Source organism: Synechococcus sp. BA-124 BA4 (assembly GCF_034931165.1).
Genome location: NZ_JAYGIA010000105.1, coordinates 1 through 15106 on the forward strand (window position 1 = coordinate 1; position 15106 = coordinate 15106).

The window sequence follows — 15106 nt, forward strand, 5'->3', positions numbered from 1 at the left end:
GCATGGCCATGCGGCCGTTCAGCTTCTCGGCGCGCTCATGGAAACCCCAGCCGCTCTCGGGGCTCACCACTTCCATGCGGGGCTCGGTGGCGAAGGCATTGAGGCGGCCGCCGTCTTCGGTGGTGACAGTGGCACCGCGGATGGTGGCGCGCTCGCTGGCGGTCACAGGGGCCGAACTGGGGGCGGTGGCGGTGGCTTGAGCCATGAGGGTCTCCGTTTCAATGAATTCAATGTAACACATTGTTGCGGATCATTACAAGCGCCCTCCGCTCAGCCGGCTCGCCATCATCAAGAGCAGATCCAGTCAGCCCGCACGTGTCCGCCCCGCCCTCCAGCTGTGATCTGGTCGTGATCGGCAGCGGTCTGGGCGGGCTCAGCTGCGGTGGCCTCGCCGCCCTGCACGGGCTCGATGTGGTGGTGCTCGAAGCCCACGATCGCGCAGGCGGAGCGGCCCATGGCTTCGAGCGGCGCGGCTTCCGGTTCGAATCCGGACCCTCGCTCTGGAGCGGACTGGGGCGCTGGCCCAGCAGCAATCCCCTGGCTCAGGTCCTGCGGGCACTCGGGGAAACCGTGCCCGTCGCCACCTACCACGACTGGGGGCTGCTGCTGCCGGAGGGTCCCCTGAGGATCGGTGTGGGCCCCGACCCCTTCCGCGCCACGGTCCGCGAGCTGCGGGGGGTTGCCGCAGCTGATGAATGGAGCGCCTTCATGGCCTGGCTCCAGCCCTACAGCGAAGCCGCCCTGGCCCTGCCCCTGCTGGCGATGCGGCCGGGGCTGGGTATGGCCGCCGTGCTCGGGGCCCGCCGCTCCGCCCGTCTGGCCCGACTGGCGCCGAAGCTGGCCGCCCTGGGCGGAGCATTCGGGCCGATGGCACGCCGCCATCTGCGTGATCCCTTCCTGCTCCATTGGGTGGACCTGCTCTGTTTCCTGATCTCCGGCCTGCCGATGGATCAGACCAGCGCCGCCGCCATGGCGACCCTCTTCGCCGACTGGTTCGATCCCGGCGCCTGCCTGGAGTACCCCCTCGGCGGCAGTCCAGCTGTGGTGGCGGCCCTGGTGCGGGGTCTGCAACGCCACGGCGGAGCGCTCCACACCAGCGCTCCCGTGGCCGAGATCACGCTGGAGGACGGTGCCGCCCGGGGGGTGCGCCTGGTTGATGGTCGGCTGATCCACGCCCGGCGGGGAGTGGTGAGCAACGCCAGCCCCTGGGACACCCTCGCCCTGCTGCCGCCCGGATCCCCTCACGCCCGCTGGCGCCATCAGCGGGAGTCCACCCCGGCCTGCGCCAGCTTTCTCCACCTGCACATGGGCCTGCGCGGCGAGGGACTCCAGGATCTGCCGGTTCACCACGTCTGGGTGGGCGACTGGGAGAGGGGCATCGGCGCCGAACGCAACATGCTGGTGCTCTCGATGCCCTCGCTGCTGGATCCCTCCCTGGCCCCCGAAGGGCACCACGTGCTGCATGGCTACACACCCGCCAACGAACCCTGGGAGCTGTGGCGCGACCTGGAGCCGGGAACGGAGGCCTACGAGAGCCTCAAGCGCGACCGCTGCGCCCTGTTCCGCCAGGTGCTCGACGGGATCGTGCCCGACCTGGAGGAGCGCCTGGTGCTCGAGCTCCACGGCACACCCCGCACCCATCAACGCTTCCTGCGCGTGCATCAGGGCAGCTACGGCCCCGCGTTGGGGGCCGACCAGGGCGTCTTCCCCTCCGGATCCACCCCGATCGAGGGGCTCAGCCTCTGCGGAGCGGGGGTGTTCCCCGGTATCGGCGTACCGCCGGTGGCGGTCAGCGGGGCGATGGCCGCCCATGGCTTCGTTCCCATTGCCAGGCACAGGGCGCTGCTGGAGAGCCTTGATCTGCTCAGGCCCTGAGCCCAGGGCACGTACTCTTCCCCCAGTGCGACAGATCAGCGGGTGCTGAAGGGCAGTGACAACCGGGTGGACGAGCTGAAGGCCCTGGGCTGGTCAGCCGAGGACCTCAGGAAGTACGAGGAGCTCTGGGAGTACCGCCAGCGCTGGGGTGCGATCAACCTGGAGCGGGAGGAGCGGGAATTCCTGCGCAAGGCCGAAGCGGCACTGCCCAGACGCGCCCCCCATGGCAAGGGCGGGGGGCGCAAGACGATTCAGGAGAAATCCCACTACCGCTGGTTGGCAGCCCAGCTCGAGGCCATGCGCAACAGCCCTGTCGAGGCGGGACTGGAGAACGGCCGCATCGGTGCCTGGCCGATCGTGCTGGAAGAAGAACTCCGCGCCCTGGCTTACTACGAACCGGTGCTGGGCCTGCCCGACACCCTCAAGGCCAAGGCCTTCACTCCGGCCAGGGAGCGCTGGATCGAAGCGGCCGCCGCCAGTGGCGAAACCCTCAGCTTTGATTTCAATGGGGCGCTGGAGGCCATCCGCCAGAACGGCACGTCCACCTGGAAGTCGCTGCGTTCGGAGGCCGTGGAGAACCCCATGAGCTACCCGGTGCTGGATCCGGAAGCCGCCGCCGGTTTCCGCGCCATGGTGCGCCAGGAAGTGCTGGCACTCACCCGCAGCACCTTCCCCTCCCTGGCCGAAACCGGCAAACCCGAACCCCCCGACGACTGGCAGCCCAGCCGCTGAGGATCAAGGAGTGGCGCGGTCCTTGCAGGCATCCGTGAGCAGCCGGGTCTCAAACCCCGCCACGGGCTTTTCCCAACCTTTCCAGGTCATCGACGCGCCGGTGACGTTGATCTGACCGGCCTTGCAATTGACCGAGAGATAGATCATCTGATTCCTGTCATTTCGACTGCGGCTCACCAGGCTGCCGTCCATCAGCTGCCAACTGGACCAGTCGATGGTCAGCGGACCGTAGACGCGCCAGTCGGCCGCCATGGCCGGTTGGGCCGAGGCCGCCAGCAGAGCCCGCGTCCAGAGCGAAATGGGCCCTGCGGCGGTGGGAGCAGGCGGAGTGAGCGGCCGGGGCCTCGGCTCCGGGGTGGGCGCCAGCAGCATGCGCACGATCACCACCGCCAGATTGACGGCGATCAGGGCGAAGGCCAGGGCCCCGACCCCGGCCAGAACCCTCAGGCCCAGAGGGCGTGAGGGCGCCGTGGCCAGGGCGAGATCGTCGGGATCCTGGGACATGCGATGGGTCGGCGAGGGCCTAGGGAGCGGGTTTGGCTGCAGGCGGAGTGGTGGTGAACTCGACGCTGCAGCGGTAACGGAAACTGTCGCCGGGCATCACGATCTGCTGGCAACGGCTGCCGGTCACCGTGGCACCCTCGGGGACCTGGCCGGTGGCCTCCTGCAGAGCACTCTCCTGGTCGATGATCGAATCGGCCGTGACGGAGCCGGCTCTGACGGGAAGGGCTCCCAGCAGCAGGACGGCCGAGAGACCGCCGAGGGATCGGATCAGGCTGGACATCGCAGGGACACGGGATGAGTGGGATCGTGACCGCCTCATGGTTTGGTCGGCACTTCCTCCTTGAAGTCAACCATCAACTGCATGGTTTCGGTGAACAGGCCGGTGACGTCCTGGGTGAGGGGCGTCTTGCCCTGGGGGCCGAACCAGCGGTCGAAGATGCCCCGCTCCCTGGGCTGCTGACGCAGAAACCCCTGCATGTAACGGATCAGGGCCAGGTCCACCACCCGCTGAAAGGACGAATTGTTCTGGGGCAGCATGCAGGCGATGCCCTCCCTGGAGTAGGTGTCGGCCGAGACCATGAAGGGAGCCTGGCCGCCCTGTCGCTGCAACCAGGCATAGAGCAGCATGCCGTCGTCGGCGAAGGCATCGATGCGGCCTTGCTGCAGGGCCTCATAGCCCGCCTGGCGGTCCTTGAGCAGCACCACCGAGGCGGCCGGCTGACGGCTGGTCACCGCCAGGGCACTGGTGGTGCGTGGCAGGGCGCCCACCCGTTTTCCGGCCAGGGAGTCAGGAGAGGAGAGCCCAGAGCCCCGGGGCACGAGCAACTGGGTGCCGGTGATGCCATAACTCACCGAGAAATCCACCTTCTCATCGCGGCTCCAGGTGAAGCTGCTGGCATCGCAGACCAGGTTCACCGCCCCTGATTCCAGGCTGGAGAGGCGCTGGTCGGTCTCGAGGGGCACCAGCTTGAGTTTGATGGGACGGCCGGTCTGGCGCTCGATCTCCTCCCGGATCAGGTTCATCATGTCGATCGAGTAGCCCACCAGCTCCCCCTCCTCGTTCTGGTAGGCGAAGGGGAAGGCATCCCGGCTGGTGCCTCCCACCAGGACGCCCGAAGCCGCCACCGACTCCAGAAGAGATCCTGCAGAGGCCGGTGCCGCCAGAGCCAGACAGGTGAGGAGTTGAAGCAGCGGGAGCAGACGTTTGACCAGCAAGACTCGACTCACCAACAGGATTGAACTTGGATCAACATAGTCCAAAGCCTCAAATCAGAGGGCCTGAAAGTAAAGACCAGCCGCCAGAATCACATAGGCAGCCAGCAGCAGCACCCCCTCCAGCCAGTCGGAGCGGCCATCGAGGCTCACCAGATTGCTCACCAGCACCGCCGTGATCACCGCCACCAGCTCATAGAGCTCGAAACTGAGGTCGAGCGGATGTCCGAGCAGAGGCCCCGCCAGCACCAGCACCGGCACCACCAGCAGGGCCACCAGCAGAGTGGAGCCCATCGCGACGGACACCGCCAGGTCCATCTGATTCCGGCGCGCCATGGTGATCGCGGTGAGGAATTCCGCCGCTCCGCCCAGCAGCGGCAGCAGCACCACCCCCGTGAACAGATCCGTGAGCCCGAGCTGAGCCGTCACGGACTGCACCACCCCAAGGAAGATCTCCGACACCAGGGCCAGAGCTGTGGTGGCCCCGATCAGCACCAGCAGCCAGGGCATCGGGCTGACGGGGGACTCCTCATCGCGGCACTCCACCTCCGCCACCTCGTAGAGGGCCCGATGCGTGCGCAGCGAGAAGATCAGGGTCAGCAGGTAGACCAGCAGCAGCACCCAGGCCACGAACCCCGAGAACGCCACGGTGCGCTCCGGAGCCACGCCCGTGGAGATCACGGCGACGCTGGGAATCAGGATCGCCAGCACCGCCAGGGTCATGGCCGAGCCGTTCACCCGGGCCACCACGGGCTGGAAGCGCTGCTCGCTGCGTCCCAGCCCCCCCAGGAACATCGAGAGACCCAGGGCCAGCAGGAGATTGGCCATCACCGTGCCGGTGATGCTGGCCTTGACGATGTCCACCAGCCCCGGCCCGCAGGGCCACCAGGGCGATGATCAGTTCCGAGGCATTGCCGAAGACGGCATTGAGCAGGGCGCCAGTGGATGGGCCCAGCGCCACGGACAGTTTCTCGGTGGCCATGCTCAGCCAGATCGCCAGGGGCAGGATCGCCAGCCCCGAGCAGACGAACACCACGGTCTCGCCCCAGTGCAGCGTCTCAGCCGCCAGGGAGAGGGGAACCAACACCAGCAAGGCCGTGGCGAAGGTCCGACGTCTGATCATTCGAAGGACCCTTGCTGGCGCCATTCTGAGCCGATCCCAGCCGGTAGGCTCTGTCGGTCCGGAGAGGATTCCGCAGGGATGGAGATCGCCGGTTTCGCCACGTTCAACATCGCCATCGTGGTGCTGGCGATCGGGCGCTGGCTGAATCAGCGCCTAGCGGTGCTGCGCCAGTTCAACATCCCCGAGCCGGTCAGCAGTGGCCTGCTGGTGTGCCTGCTGCTGGCCCTGGTGCATGGGGTGAGCGGGCTGGAAATCAACTTCAACCTCGACACCAGGGATTTTCTTCTCCTCTATTTCTTCGCGACGATCGGTCTCAACGCCGACGTCAAGACGCTGCTGGCCGGTGGCCGACCGCTGCTGGTGCTGGTGGTCCTGACCGTGATCTTCATGATCCTGCAGAACCTCACCGGCGTCGGGGTCGCCGGACTGCTGGGTCTTTCTCCCCTCAAGGGACTGCTGGGGGGGTCGGTGTCCCTGTTGGGGGGCCATGGCACCGCCATCGCCTGGGCGCCCCGCTTCGCCCGGGATCACGGCATCGGCAACGCCCTGGAGATCGGCATCGCCTGCGCCACCCTGGGCCTGGTGCTGGCCTCGTTGATGGGAGGCCCCGTCGCCCGGTTCCTGATCCGCCGCCATCAGCTGCGCCCGGGTCCCGCCGACGGAGCGGGCGAGCGCGCCGACACCCCCGCCGATCCGCGACCGGTGGATTTCTTCAGCCTGCTGCGCACCCTCTTCTGGCTGAACATGAGCCTGGCCCTGGGGGACGTGCTGCATGAGGCCCTGAAGGCGATCGGCAGCAACCTGCCCCTGTTCGTCTGCGCCCTGTTCAGCGCGATTCTGATCACCAACACGGTGCCGCGACTGATGCCCCGCCTCATCTGGCCGGCCAGGACCCGTTCGCTCGCGCTGATCTCGGAGATCTCCCTGGGGATCTTCCTGACGATGTCGCTGATGAGCCTGCAGCTCTGGACCATCGCCGAGCTGGCAGGGCCGATCCTGATCATCCTGGCCGCCCAGTTCCTGGTGGCCGTGCTGTTCGCGGTGATGGTGGTGTTCCCCGCCATGGGCGGCAGCTACGACGCCGCTGTGATCTGCTCGGGCTTCGGCGGGTTCTCCATGGGGGCCACCCCAACCGCCATGGCGAACATGGCGGCCGTGACTCACCGCTATGGTCCGTCTCCCCAGGCCTTCATCATCGTGCCCCTGGTGGCGGGCTTCTTCGTGGACATCAGCAACGCCGTGGTGATCCAGCGCTTCCTCAACTGGCTGGGCTGAAGCGCCGGGTTCCCCAGGGGCTGCCGGTAGGGTGAGCGGTTGCAGCACAACCGCTCAGTGGAGACGAGATGACGATTGCCCTGGGGATCAACGGATTCGGTCGGATCGGGCGGCTGGTGTTTCGCCGCAGCTTCGAGATCGAGGGGATCGATGTGGTGGCGATTAACGATCTGATCGACCTCGATTACATCGCCTACATGCTCCGCCACGATTCGACCCATGGTCGCTTCCGCGGCGAGGTGGAGACCCATGACGGCCAGCTGATCGTCAACGGCAAGGCCATCCGGGTCACCTCCGAGCGCAATCCGGCGGCCCTGAACTGGGGGGCCGTGGGCGCCGATGTGGTGCTGGAATCCACCGGCCTGTTCCTCACCGACGCCTCGGCGAGGGCCCACATCGAAGCGGGCGCCAGGAAGGTGGTGCTCTCGGCCCCCTCCAAGGACGACACGCCGATGTTCGTGATGGGGGTGAACCACCACTCCTACGCGGGAGAGGACATCGTGTCCAATGCGTCGTGCACCACCAACTGCCTGGCCCCGATCGCCAAGGTGCTGCATAACAACTTCGGCATCCGCGACGGGCTGATGACCACCGTGCATGCCATGACCGCCACCCAGAAAACGGTGGATGGGCCCTCCGCCAAGGACTGGCGCGGAGGCCGCGGCGCCGGCCAGAACATCATTCCCTCCTCCACCGGTGCCGCCAGGGCGGTGGGCAAGGTGATTCCTGCCCTCAACGGCAAGCTCACGGGCATGGCCTTCCGCGTACCCACCCCGGATGTGTCGGTGGTGGATCTCACCGTGAATCTGGAGCGCCCCGCCAGCTACGACGCCATCAAGGACGCGATGAAAGCGGCCGCCGCGGGGCCGATGGCCGGGGTGCTGGGCTACACCGAAGACGAGGTGGTGTCGTCTGATTTTCTCGGTGAAACCTGCACGTCGGTGTTCGATGCCGGCGCCGGCATCGCCCTCACCGACACCTTTGTGAAGGTGGTGGCCTGGTACGACAACGAGTGGGGCTATTCCTGCAAATGCCTCGACCTCATCCGTCACATCAGCGCCTGAGGGGCTGGCGGATACGGGGATCTGCGGTTGATTGAGCCCTGCAGGTCCCCTGCACCGCATTCCCCGATGGAGTTCCCCACCCTGCTGGTCAGGCGCATGAGTCGCCCGCCTGGTCACGACCGGGCTCTGGTGCTGCGCAACCGCCAGGGCGGTGTGACCGGGGGGTATCACAACGCCAGACTGCTCAACCCCGAGCAGACCCGCGCCCTGATGGCCGACCATCACTGGGATGTGGTTCCCGGAATGGACGACCGAGGCCGCTGATCACTCAGCTGTGCAGCGAGCGCATCAGGCTCTGGAGATGGCGGCTCTCCAGCTGCAACACCCTGCGGGCGAACTCGGGGTCGCGCTCCAGCACCGCATCGAAGCCATCCACCGGAACCGCCAGCAGCCGTGTTCCCTCCTCCTCCGCCACGATCGTGTTCTCCGAGGAGCTGTGGCTGAGCACCTCCAGCTCATCGAGCACCTGGCCGGGCCGGAGAGGCTCGAGGCGGACAGCTCCGGCCTCCTGGTAACGGACCGCTGCCCGCCCGGCGATCAGCAGCAGCAGTTCGCGGCAGGTGTCTCCGGTTTCGGTGATCAGCTCGCCGGCGCCGAAGCGGCGCAGCTCCGAGGCCGCGGCCAGCTGCTCCAGGCTGGCGTGACTGGTGCCACGGAAGAAATCACTGGCGGCCAGGTGGGCGCGCATCTCCAGCTCCGGCAGATCCACGAGTTCAGGCAGCGGCGCTGCTGGCTGGACCACAGCCCTGATCACCTCCGCCAGCGGCACAGGCGCTGTGGCGGGATCGAGGCCACTGGCCAGCAGGCGGGCCCGGCCGGGATCAAGCCTGGCCAGGAGGAAGAGGGCGGCGGCCCGCAGCAGCGGCGTGCGCTCCTGAAGCAGATCCTCCAGGCTGGTGAGGGTATCGGCGAGGGGACAGGCCGGCGGCTCCTGTGCAGCACCTGACGGCTCCTGTTGCAGCAGCGCCAGCACCGGCGCTGAGAGTTCCCGCTCCCAGTCGCCTTCGGCCAGCAACTCGGGCAGATTCACCGGCCTGAGGGCGTGAAGCCTGGCGGCCCACTGCAGCGCTTCAGGCTGCACCTTCAGCTCAGAGAGAACGCCCAGCATGGCGCGCAGGCTCAAGTCCTGGCGCTGCAACAGAGAATCGGCCAGGAGATCACGCACCTGAGGCTGATCCGCCAGCACCGGCTGCAGCAGGCTCACTCGGGCCTGCCTCAGCTCGGAAAAGCGCGGCAGCATCGCCTCCAGCTTCTGGAGGGAACTGGTGCTGGGGGCGAGGCCTTCGAGCACGCTGGCCTCTTCATCCGGGGTGATCGAGTACTGGCTGCGCAGGCTGCGGATCGCTGCGGGATCGGCCTGGCGGCTCTTGAGCAGCATCAACCGCTCGAGCGATTTTGTGTAGCCACTCAGGCGAACCTGATCCTCGAGGCTGCGACGACCGTCGGGATCCAGCAGGTCGGGGTTCTCCACGCCCACCGATTCGAGCAGCAGGCTGTGCTCCTCGTCGGTGATGCCGATCTCTCGCCTCATCTGGCTCAGCACCTCGAGACTGCTGGAGGCATTGGCGTAGCCCTCCTGCAGCGCCTCGCGCACCACCTCCTTGTACACCTGCTGACGTTTCTCGCGGGTGAAGCCCGGCAGCACCTTGGCGAGCACATACACCTCATGGGGGCTGAGGTCGGCCAGCTGACGGCCATCGAGGTAGCGCCCCACATCGAGATCGAGCTTCTCCAGCTGGCGGCGGAAGCGGCTGGCCAGGTTCTCGCGCTGGTGCAGATCGGCGCTGCGCTCCCAGGAGCGGTAGAGCCAGAGGCTGCTCACCGCCACCACCACGGCATCGAAGAGGGTCTGCACCCAGGCGGGCAGCAGCAGCAGCAGCGGCCGCCCGGAGAAGAGAAAGAAGAAGTTGAACACCAGAAACGTGGCCACCACGAACACGTGATGGCGGCTCCAGCGGCTGCGGCCCTCGATCCAGCGGCCCAGGCGCACCCCCAGCCAGGTGAAGAGCCCGAGCACCAGCGGCACCGCCACCAGCCGCGGCACATTCAGGCTCTGGCCGAAGAGGAACAGTCCAGGTCGCAGCAGCAGCGACAGCTGATCGCTCTGGCGCAGCCAGGCCCCCGAGAAGTAGTAGTCCCAGGTGCCGGCGTAGAGGTAGTAGTAGAGGAAATAGCCGACCACCAGGCCCACGTAGGCATAGCGCTCGAAGCTGAACTGCCTGGTGCTGAGCCGCGTCCAGTACATGCGCTCGGCGTCGATGTCGATGCAGGGCTGCTGGCAGGCCACGCAGGCACTCTGTTCACTGCCGTCGGGGAGCACGGTGCGGCACATCGACTGGGTGATCGGTTTCTCGCTCAGGTGGGCCTTGCTGCCGAGCAGGCCCGCCGGGGTGGAGTAGACGCTCTGCACCGGCGCCATCGGGCAGAAGTACTGGCACCAGGCCTTGCCGCCGTAGAGCCAGCCCACGCTGATGGCCGCGGCGATCGTGAACAGCAGCCAGCCGGCCAGCACCAGGCGGTCGGCATTGAAGAAGAGGATGCGCCCGCAGAGGCCCACGAACAGCCAGCCGAACTGGAGCTGGGAGTAGTGACGGGCCAGCCAGGAGTCGTCGGCCACCTTGGCCAGCTGCTGGCGGCGCTCACCGGTGCGCGGGTTGACCTTGGTGCGCTGACGCTGCCGGCCCAGGGCCCGGGGGATCTGGGAGAGGAAGGAGAGCGGGCAGACCCGGCGCCAGAGCTCGTGGCCGAACAGCATCAGGATCAGCACCGCCGCCGGCACCACCACCCCCCAGAAGGCGGTGGTGCCGAGGGGATAGGGGGTCTCGCTGAGGCAGACGTCTTGCACCGACACGCAGGTGTCGGGCAGGCGCAGGGGGCTCCAGGGGTGATCCGCCTCGGTGAAGCGGGGCGTCCAGGGGTCGTAGAAGAGCGAGGCGATGATCAGCAGCCAGGCACTGGTGAGAATCCAGCGGATGCCATGCATCCGTGCCTCAGACACCTCAAAGGCCATCAGGCGGGGCCACACTGGCGCGAACCCTAGATGGACCGCCCTGACCCTGCCTGCCTCCCACCGCTGCCGTGCCCTGCCGGCCGTTCTGGGCCTGGCGCTGGTGGTGCTGCCAGCGCTGCTGCCCCGCGCCCTGGCCCAACCTGCAGCGGCCACGATCCCCCTGCCGGACCCCCGGGGCCAGACCCTGCTGCTGCAGAGCGTCGATCGCGCCGACTACGGACCGCTGGCAGAGCAGTTCCTCACCCAGGCCAACCTGGCCTACTGCGGCGTCGCCAGCATGGTGATGGTGCTCAACAGCCTGGCGGTGCCGGCCCCGGCGGCGGCGGGTTACGGCAGCTACCGCTTCTGGACCCAGGAGAACGTGTTCGAGGCCGCCGCCACCAAGGCGGTGCTGAGCCCTGAGGTGGTGGCCCGCCAGGGGATGACCCTGCAGGAGCTGGGGGATCTTCTGGCCAGCCATGGGCTGCAGGCTCGGGCCATCCACGGCGATCGACTGAGCCTTCCCCAGTTCCGCCTGCTGGTGCGCAGCAACCTCAGCCAGAGCAGTGATCGCCTGCTGGTGAACTATGACCGCAAGGCCCTGGGCCAGGCCGGCGGCGGCCACATCTCCCCGCTGGCCGCCTACAACGCCTCCACAGATCGGGTGCTGATCCTGGATGTGGCCCGCTACCGCTACCCGTCGGTGTGGGTGCCCCTGGCGGATCTCTGGCGGGCGATCCGCACCACCGACAGCAGCTCGGGCCGCAGCCGCGGCGTGGTGGTGGTGCGGCGGATCTGAGGGCGTTACAACGCCTCTGTCTGCAACGCCACGGTCCGTGGCGACACGGCCTGTGCTGCGCCCGAAGGCTCCTGCCCGCTTCCGGCTGAACCCGGCGAGGCGGTTGCTCACCCTGCTGGGCGCACTCTGCGCTGCCGCCCTGATCCACACGCCCCCAGCCATCGCCGTGCCGCTGATCCCCGACTCGGCCAGCGGCGCGGGGTCTGAAGACGAGACCTGGACTGGGGCCATTCGGCAGCAGCCAGGCGATGGTCCACCGGCGGCGGCCCTGCTGGCGCCGCTCAATCTGGCCCCCGCGTCTCCTGCGGCGCCCCCCAGGCCCGAGCGGCCGGCAACGATTCCCCCCGTGGTCGCGGTGGGCGATCTTGCGCTTCATGAGCAACCACCGGGGCCTGGCGAGGCTGCCGCCAGACCGCCTGAGCCGCTGCATTACCCCCTGGCCCGCCCCGCCAGCGAGCAGGACCCCTGGGGCTGGCGTTACGCGAGCGCCCGCGGGGCCTGGCGCATGCACACCGGAGTGGATCTGGTCGCGCCAGAGGGCACCGCCGTGCTGGCCGTGAACGGAGGCCGGGTGCAGCGGGTCGATGTGATTTCGGGCTATGGCCTCACGGTGCTGATCGACCACGGTGGCGGCTGGTCGAGCCTCTATGCCCACCTGCTGGAGGCCAGCGTGAGCGCGGGCGAGAGCCTGCGGGCCGGGCAGCCCCTGGGTCTGGTGGGCCAGAGCGGCAATGCCAGCGGCCCGCACCTGCATCTGGAGCTGCGCCAGCGGCAGCCGCAGGGACTGGTGGCGGTGGACCCCACACCGCTGCTGCCCGCGCCTCCCTCCGCTGGTCCCATCGCCGGTGACCTGCGCCCCTGAGCGCTGCTGATCAAGCTCAGTCGACCACTGGTCAACCCGCCTCGGAGCCGGTACCGTCCGGCGCAATTGGCCGGGTGGATGGATGCCGTTTCATGCTGTTACTGCCGCTCGCGCCATTCCGCGGTTGCTCGGGGCAACCCTGGCCCTTGGGGCCACGTCCTGGCTGACACCCGCTGCTGAAGCCAATCAAGCGGGCCAGTCGCAGGTGCTCACAGCCATCCGCCAGGTGTGGCCCGCTGCGCACCACGAGTCGGCCATCCGGCTGGCGCGCCTGGAGAGCGGCCTCTCCCCCACCGCCCGTGGCTGTGCCGGGGCCTGCCTCGGCCTGTTCCAGATCCACTACTCGGCCAACCGTCAGCTGATGGCCGCGATGGGCATCCACACGCCGGACCAGCTGCTGGATCCGGTCGTCAACAGCACCGTGGCCTATCGCCTGTTCCGCGAATCGGGCTGGAGCCCCTGGGGCGGTCAGCCCTGAGCGCTCGGGCTTGCCAGGGGAAGACACGTGTCGTCAGGGATGATCCGGATCACCCATCGATGTCCGCCGGTTTTCGGAACGACAGACGTCGCTGCGTTTTCTCACCAGATTATTGCGTGGCCTCAAGCACTCGACTATGGCCGCGGATTTGCCGGTGAAACGGCTGAAAGACGAACTCAAAATGCTCGCCACCAGCAACCTCATCTCGAACCCTGTATTTTGCTAAAAGCTCTAGAAATTCCTCAACGTCCACCACAACTCACTACCAATCACCACCCTGGAGGTGATCGATGAGCTGATCACCCTGGCCAAGCAACTCGACGCCCTCGCCAACAACAACAGCAACACCGAGGACAGCGCCAGGATGAGCGTGATGGTGAAACGCATCTTCAACAGTTCCGGTTACACCTGAGACACCGGTGGCATTGGCTTAAGCCGCCGCTCCATCTCCTTGGCTACCCGCGCCGTCTACTCCTTCACTGGCTTCCCCGGCACTCCCGAGCGCCATCTCTACCTCCACCACGACGGCTACCCCACCGGCGCCGCGTGGCGCTTCGCCACCGCCCTGCGCCACAGCCAGGAGGCCTCCTCGTTCCTCGCCTCCTTCCTGAGCACCCAGCCCAGGGCGGAAGTGCTCAGCGGGGCGGAGCAGTCCGCCGATGCCGAGTACCGCTACCAGGTGCGGCTGCTGGAGCGCAGCGATACCCGCCTGCAGGTGGCCTGCTGGCGCCGGCTTCCGGAGGGCTCCAGCTGGCAGCCCCGTTGCGGGCCCGTGCCCCTGGCGGTGTTCATCCAGCGCTTCCTGCCGGGGGAGCTGCCGTGATCAGGCCGAGCGTGCGCTCACAGCGCCGCAGGCCCTCGGCGCAGTCACCCCGCATCAGCAATCCGGCGCCGCCCCAGAGCAGCCGTTGCGGCAGATCGAGGGCTCCCGCACCCAGCTCCCGCAAGGGCTCGAAGCCCAGCCGGCGGAAGTAGCGCACCAGGCGGCGGTGCTGGTGCTCGTCGTCGCGGATGGCCAGCAGCGCGGCGCGGCGGCAGGGGGTGTGCTCCAGCGCCCAGGCGAAGGTGGCGGCCCAGATCAGCGGACCCACCAGGGCTGCGGCCGGCTCGCCGCGCGGCACCTGGATGCGCAGGGTGTCGAGATGGAGGCCATCGGGCAGCGGAATCGCCCAGCCCTTGAGCTCCCCCAGCAGCAGCGGCGGCTGCTCCGCCCGGGGGCGCGCCACCGCCACCCGCAGGCCCCGCACCCCCGCCAAGTCCTGCACCTGCAGCCGCAGCAGCAGGCTGCGCTCCCGTGCCTGCCGCTCCAGCTCCTCCAGCGTCAGCATGGGGGTCAGGCCGGCGGCGGCGGGAAGGGCTCGGCGGCCAGCACCGCCTCCAGGGGGAGCGGTCCGTGGATGTGGGGGAAGCATTCGCCGCTCTCCGGGGCGGGCTCCCAGCGCAGCGGCGCGCCCAGGCGCCGGGGGTCGATGGTCAGCAGCAGCACCTCCTCCGCATCGGTGTAGAAGCGGTCGAAGGTGGCCTCCACCTGATCGGCCCCGCTGGCATGGATGAAGCCCACCTCCTGCAGCGACTGGCCGCGGGTCGAGCGCTCGTACAACCCGCGGGCTTTGGCCTGGCGCCATTCCCCGGCCAGGGCCAGGTGGTAGATCCACTGCTCAGAGCGCCAGGGCCGCCGTGGCGCCCAGGGCTCGGCCATCACCGCGGCCAGATCGGCCCCCTGCAGGAAGCGCTGCAACCAGTCCTGCAGCGGCGCCAGATCGCCCAGCTGGTCGAACCCCTCCGGATCGGCGAGTCGGAACTGGCGCACGAAGGGCAGCAGGGCCAGATCGGCCAGGGACGCCCGCCCCCCCACCAGCCAGCCGCCGGTCCCCAGGGCGGCGCTCCAGGCCCGCAGGATCGCCAATGCAGCGCAGCGGTGCTGCTCCCGGTCGTCCCCGGGATGGCGGTGGGCGTACTTGAAGCGGTCGAGGTGGTGCTTGAAAGCCCCGTCGTTCTCGGCGATCAGGGCGTCGATCCGGGCCCGCTCCCCGGCGGCGGCGCCATCCGCTCCCCCCTCAGCCCCGTGTCGCCGCAGGTCGCCGGGGTCGTGGCGCTCCAGGGCCCAGGCCATCACCGCCAGGCTGTCCGGCAGCACCCGGCCGGCCCCGTGGGGACCGGCGTCCGCCTCCGGCGGCAGCACCAGGGCCGGCA

The 15106-nt window shown here is 68.4% G+C and carries 16 protein-coding genes and 2 pseudogenes; 10 read left to right on the forward strand and 8 right to left on the reverse strand.

What is annotated here, in order from left to right; all coding sequences use genetic code 11:
- Positions 1 to 205 (reverse strand): annotated as a pseudogene (locus VB734_RS13140) (high light inducible protein); the annotation flags it as partial.
- 110 nt (positions 206 to 315) lie between these two features.
- On the opposite strand from VB734_RS13140, the gene VB734_RS13145 reads away from it, so the two are divergent.
- Together VB734_RS13145 and VB734_RS13150 are read left to right on the forward strand one after the other, a co-directional pair.
- Positions 316 to 1875 carry a phytoene desaturase family protein gene (locus VB734_RS13145; RefSeq protein ID WP_197164520.1) on the forward strand — a complete coding sequence of 520 codons (1560 nt, stop codon included), beginning with the start codon at positions 316 to 318 and terminating at the stop codon, positions 1873 to 1875.
- Between the two features lie 42 nt (positions 1876 to 1917).
- Positions 1918 to 2607: a hypothetical protein gene (locus tag VB734_RS13150; protein ID WP_197164522.1), complete on the forward strand. Its 690-nt coding sequence runs from the start codon at positions 1918 to 1920 to the stop codon at positions 2605 to 2607.
- Between the two features lie 3 nt (positions 2608 to 2610).
- Here the strand turns inward: VB734_RS13150 and VB734_RS13155 are convergent, their stop codons facing one another.
- The 4 genes and pseudogenes from VB734_RS13155 to cax form a co-directional block, all read right to left on the reverse strand.
- Complete coding sequence (locus VB734_RS13155) at positions 2611 to 3111, reverse strand: hypothetical protein (protein WP_197164524.1); 501 nt, start codon at positions 3109 to 3111, stop codon at positions 2611 to 2613.
- Between the two features lie 19 nt (positions 3112 to 3130).
- Positions 3131 to 3391 (reverse strand): hypothetical protein, encoded by a 261-nt coding sequence (locus VB734_RS13160; RefSeq protein WP_197164526.1) that lies wholly within the window; start codon positions 3389 to 3391, stop codon positions 3131 to 3133.
- Positions 3392 to 3426: 35 nt separating this feature from the next.
- On the reverse strand, positions 3427 to 4326 hold the full coding sequence (locus VB734_RS13165) for an amino acid ABC transporter substrate-binding protein (protein WP_322781491.1): 900 nt from the start codon (positions 4324 to 4326) through the stop codon (positions 3427 to 3429).
- Between the two features lie 54 nt (positions 4327 to 4380).
- A pseudogene (cax, locus tag VB734_RS13170) lies at positions 4381 to 5446 on the reverse strand (calcium/proton exchanger).
- Positions 5447 to 5524: 78 nt separating this feature from the next.
- On the opposite strand from cax, the gene gltS reads away from it, so the two are divergent.
- From gltS to VB734_RS13185, 3 genes are all read left to right on the forward strand, one after another.
- The gene (gltS, locus tag VB734_RS13175; RefSeq protein WP_322781492.1) at positions 5525 to 6721 is read left to right on the forward strand and encodes a sodium/glutamate symporter; all 1197 of its coding nucleotides are present in this window, start codon (positions 5525 to 5527) and stop codon (positions 6719 to 6721) included.
- A 68-nt stretch (positions 6722 to 6789) separates the two neighbouring features.
- A complete protein-coding gene (gene gap, locus VB734_RS13180; RefSeq protein ID WP_322781493.1) occupies positions 6790 to 7785 on the forward strand; it encodes a type I glyceraldehyde-3-phosphate dehydrogenase in 996 nt (331 codons plus the stop codon).
- A 96-nt stretch (positions 7786 to 7881) separates the two neighbouring features.
- A complete protein-coding gene (locus VB734_RS13185) occupies positions 7882 to 8049 on the forward strand; it encodes a hypothetical protein (RefSeq protein ID WP_323243500.1) in 168 nt (55 codons plus the stop codon).
- A gap of 4 nt (positions 8050 to 8053) precedes the next feature.
- Here VB734_RS13185 and VB734_RS13190 read toward each other — a convergent pair whose 3' ends face one another.
- Positions 8054 to 10795 carry a cyclic nucleotide-binding domain-containing protein gene (locus VB734_RS13190; protein ID WP_322781495.1) on the reverse strand — a complete coding sequence of 914 codons (2742 nt, stop codon included), beginning with the start codon at positions 10793 to 10795 and terminating at the stop codon, positions 8054 to 8056.
- A 100-nt stretch (positions 10796 to 10895) separates the two neighbouring features.
- On the opposite strand from VB734_RS13190, the gene VB734_RS13195 reads away from it, so the two are divergent.
- From VB734_RS13195 to VB734_RS13215, 5 genes are all read left to right on the forward strand, one after another.
- Positions 10896 to 11573, forward strand: a complete 678-nt coding sequence (locus tag VB734_RS13195; protein ID WP_322781496.1) for a phytochelatin synthase family protein — start codon at positions 10896 to 10898, stop codon at positions 11571 to 11573.
- 37 nt (positions 11574 to 11610) lie between these two features.
- Positions 11611 to 12435, forward strand: a complete 825-nt coding sequence (locus VB734_RS13200) for a M23 family metallopeptidase (RefSeq protein ID WP_322781497.1) — start codon at positions 11611 to 11613, stop codon at positions 12433 to 12435.
- 82 nt (positions 12436 to 12517) lie between these two features.
- A complete protein-coding gene (locus VB734_RS13205; RefSeq protein ID WP_322781498.1) occupies positions 12518 to 12913 on the forward strand; it encodes a transglycosylase SLT domain-containing protein in 396 nt (131 codons plus the stop codon).
- A 283-nt stretch (positions 12914 to 13196) separates the two neighbouring features.
- Complete coding sequence (locus VB734_RS13210) at positions 13197 to 13325, forward strand: hypothetical protein (protein ID WP_255518520.1); 129 nt, start codon at positions 13197 to 13199, stop codon at positions 13323 to 13325.
- A gap of 39 nt (positions 13326 to 13364) precedes the next feature.
- On the forward strand, positions 13365 to 13736 hold the full coding sequence (locus tag VB734_RS13215; RefSeq protein WP_197164548.1) for a hypothetical protein: 372 nt from the start codon (positions 13365 to 13367) through the stop codon (positions 13734 to 13736).
- On the opposite strand, the gene VB734_RS13220 is transcribed toward VB734_RS13215, so the two are convergent.
- Positions 13702 to 14241 carry a hypothetical protein gene (locus VB734_RS13220; RefSeq protein ID WP_323243502.1) on the reverse strand — a complete coding sequence of 180 codons (540 nt, stop codon included), beginning with the start codon at positions 14239 to 14241 and terminating at the stop codon, positions 13702 to 13704. The genes VB734_RS13215 and VB734_RS13220 overlap by 35 nt on opposite strands.
- 5 nt (positions 14242 to 14246) lie before the next feature.
- Positions 14247 to 15106 (reverse strand): DUF952 domain-containing protein (locus tag VB734_RS13225; protein WP_323243503.1); only part of this gene is annotated, 860 nt, incomplete at its 5' end.

Excerpts from the sequence above, each read along its gene's own strand:
- VB734_RS13185 (WP_323243500.1), top strand. The coding sequence starts at position 7,882 with ATGAGTCGCCCGCCTGGTCACGACCGGGCTCTGGTGCTGCGCAACCGC.
- VB734_RS13160 (WP_197164526.1), bottom strand. The coding sequence starts at position 3,391 with ATGTCCAGCCTGATCCGATCCCTCGGCGGTCTCTCGGCCGTCCTGCTG.
- VB734_RS13190 (WP_322781495.1), bottom strand. The coding sequence starts at position 10,795 with ATGGCCTTTGAGGTGTCTGAGGCACGGATGCATGGCATCCGCTGGATT.
- gltS (WP_322781492.1), top strand. The coding sequence starts at position 5,525 with ATGGAGATCGCCGGTTTCGCCACGTTCAACATCGCCATCGTGGTGCTG.
- gap (WP_322781493.1), top strand. The coding sequence starts at position 6,790 with ATGACGATTGCCCTGGGGATCAACGGATTCGGTCGGATCGGGCGGCTG.
- VB734_RS13155 (WP_197164524.1), bottom strand. The coding sequence starts at position 3,111 with ATGTCCCAGGATCCCGACGATCTCGCCCTGGCCACGGCGCCCTCACGC.
- VB734_RS13220 (WP_323243502.1), bottom strand. The coding sequence starts at position 14,241 with ATGCTGACGCTGGAGGAGCTGGAGCGGCAGGCACGGGAGCGCAGCCTG.
- VB734_RS13205 (WP_322781498.1), top strand. The coding sequence starts at position 12,518 with ATGCCGTTTCATGCTGTTACTGCCGCTCGCGCCATTCCGCGGTTGCTC.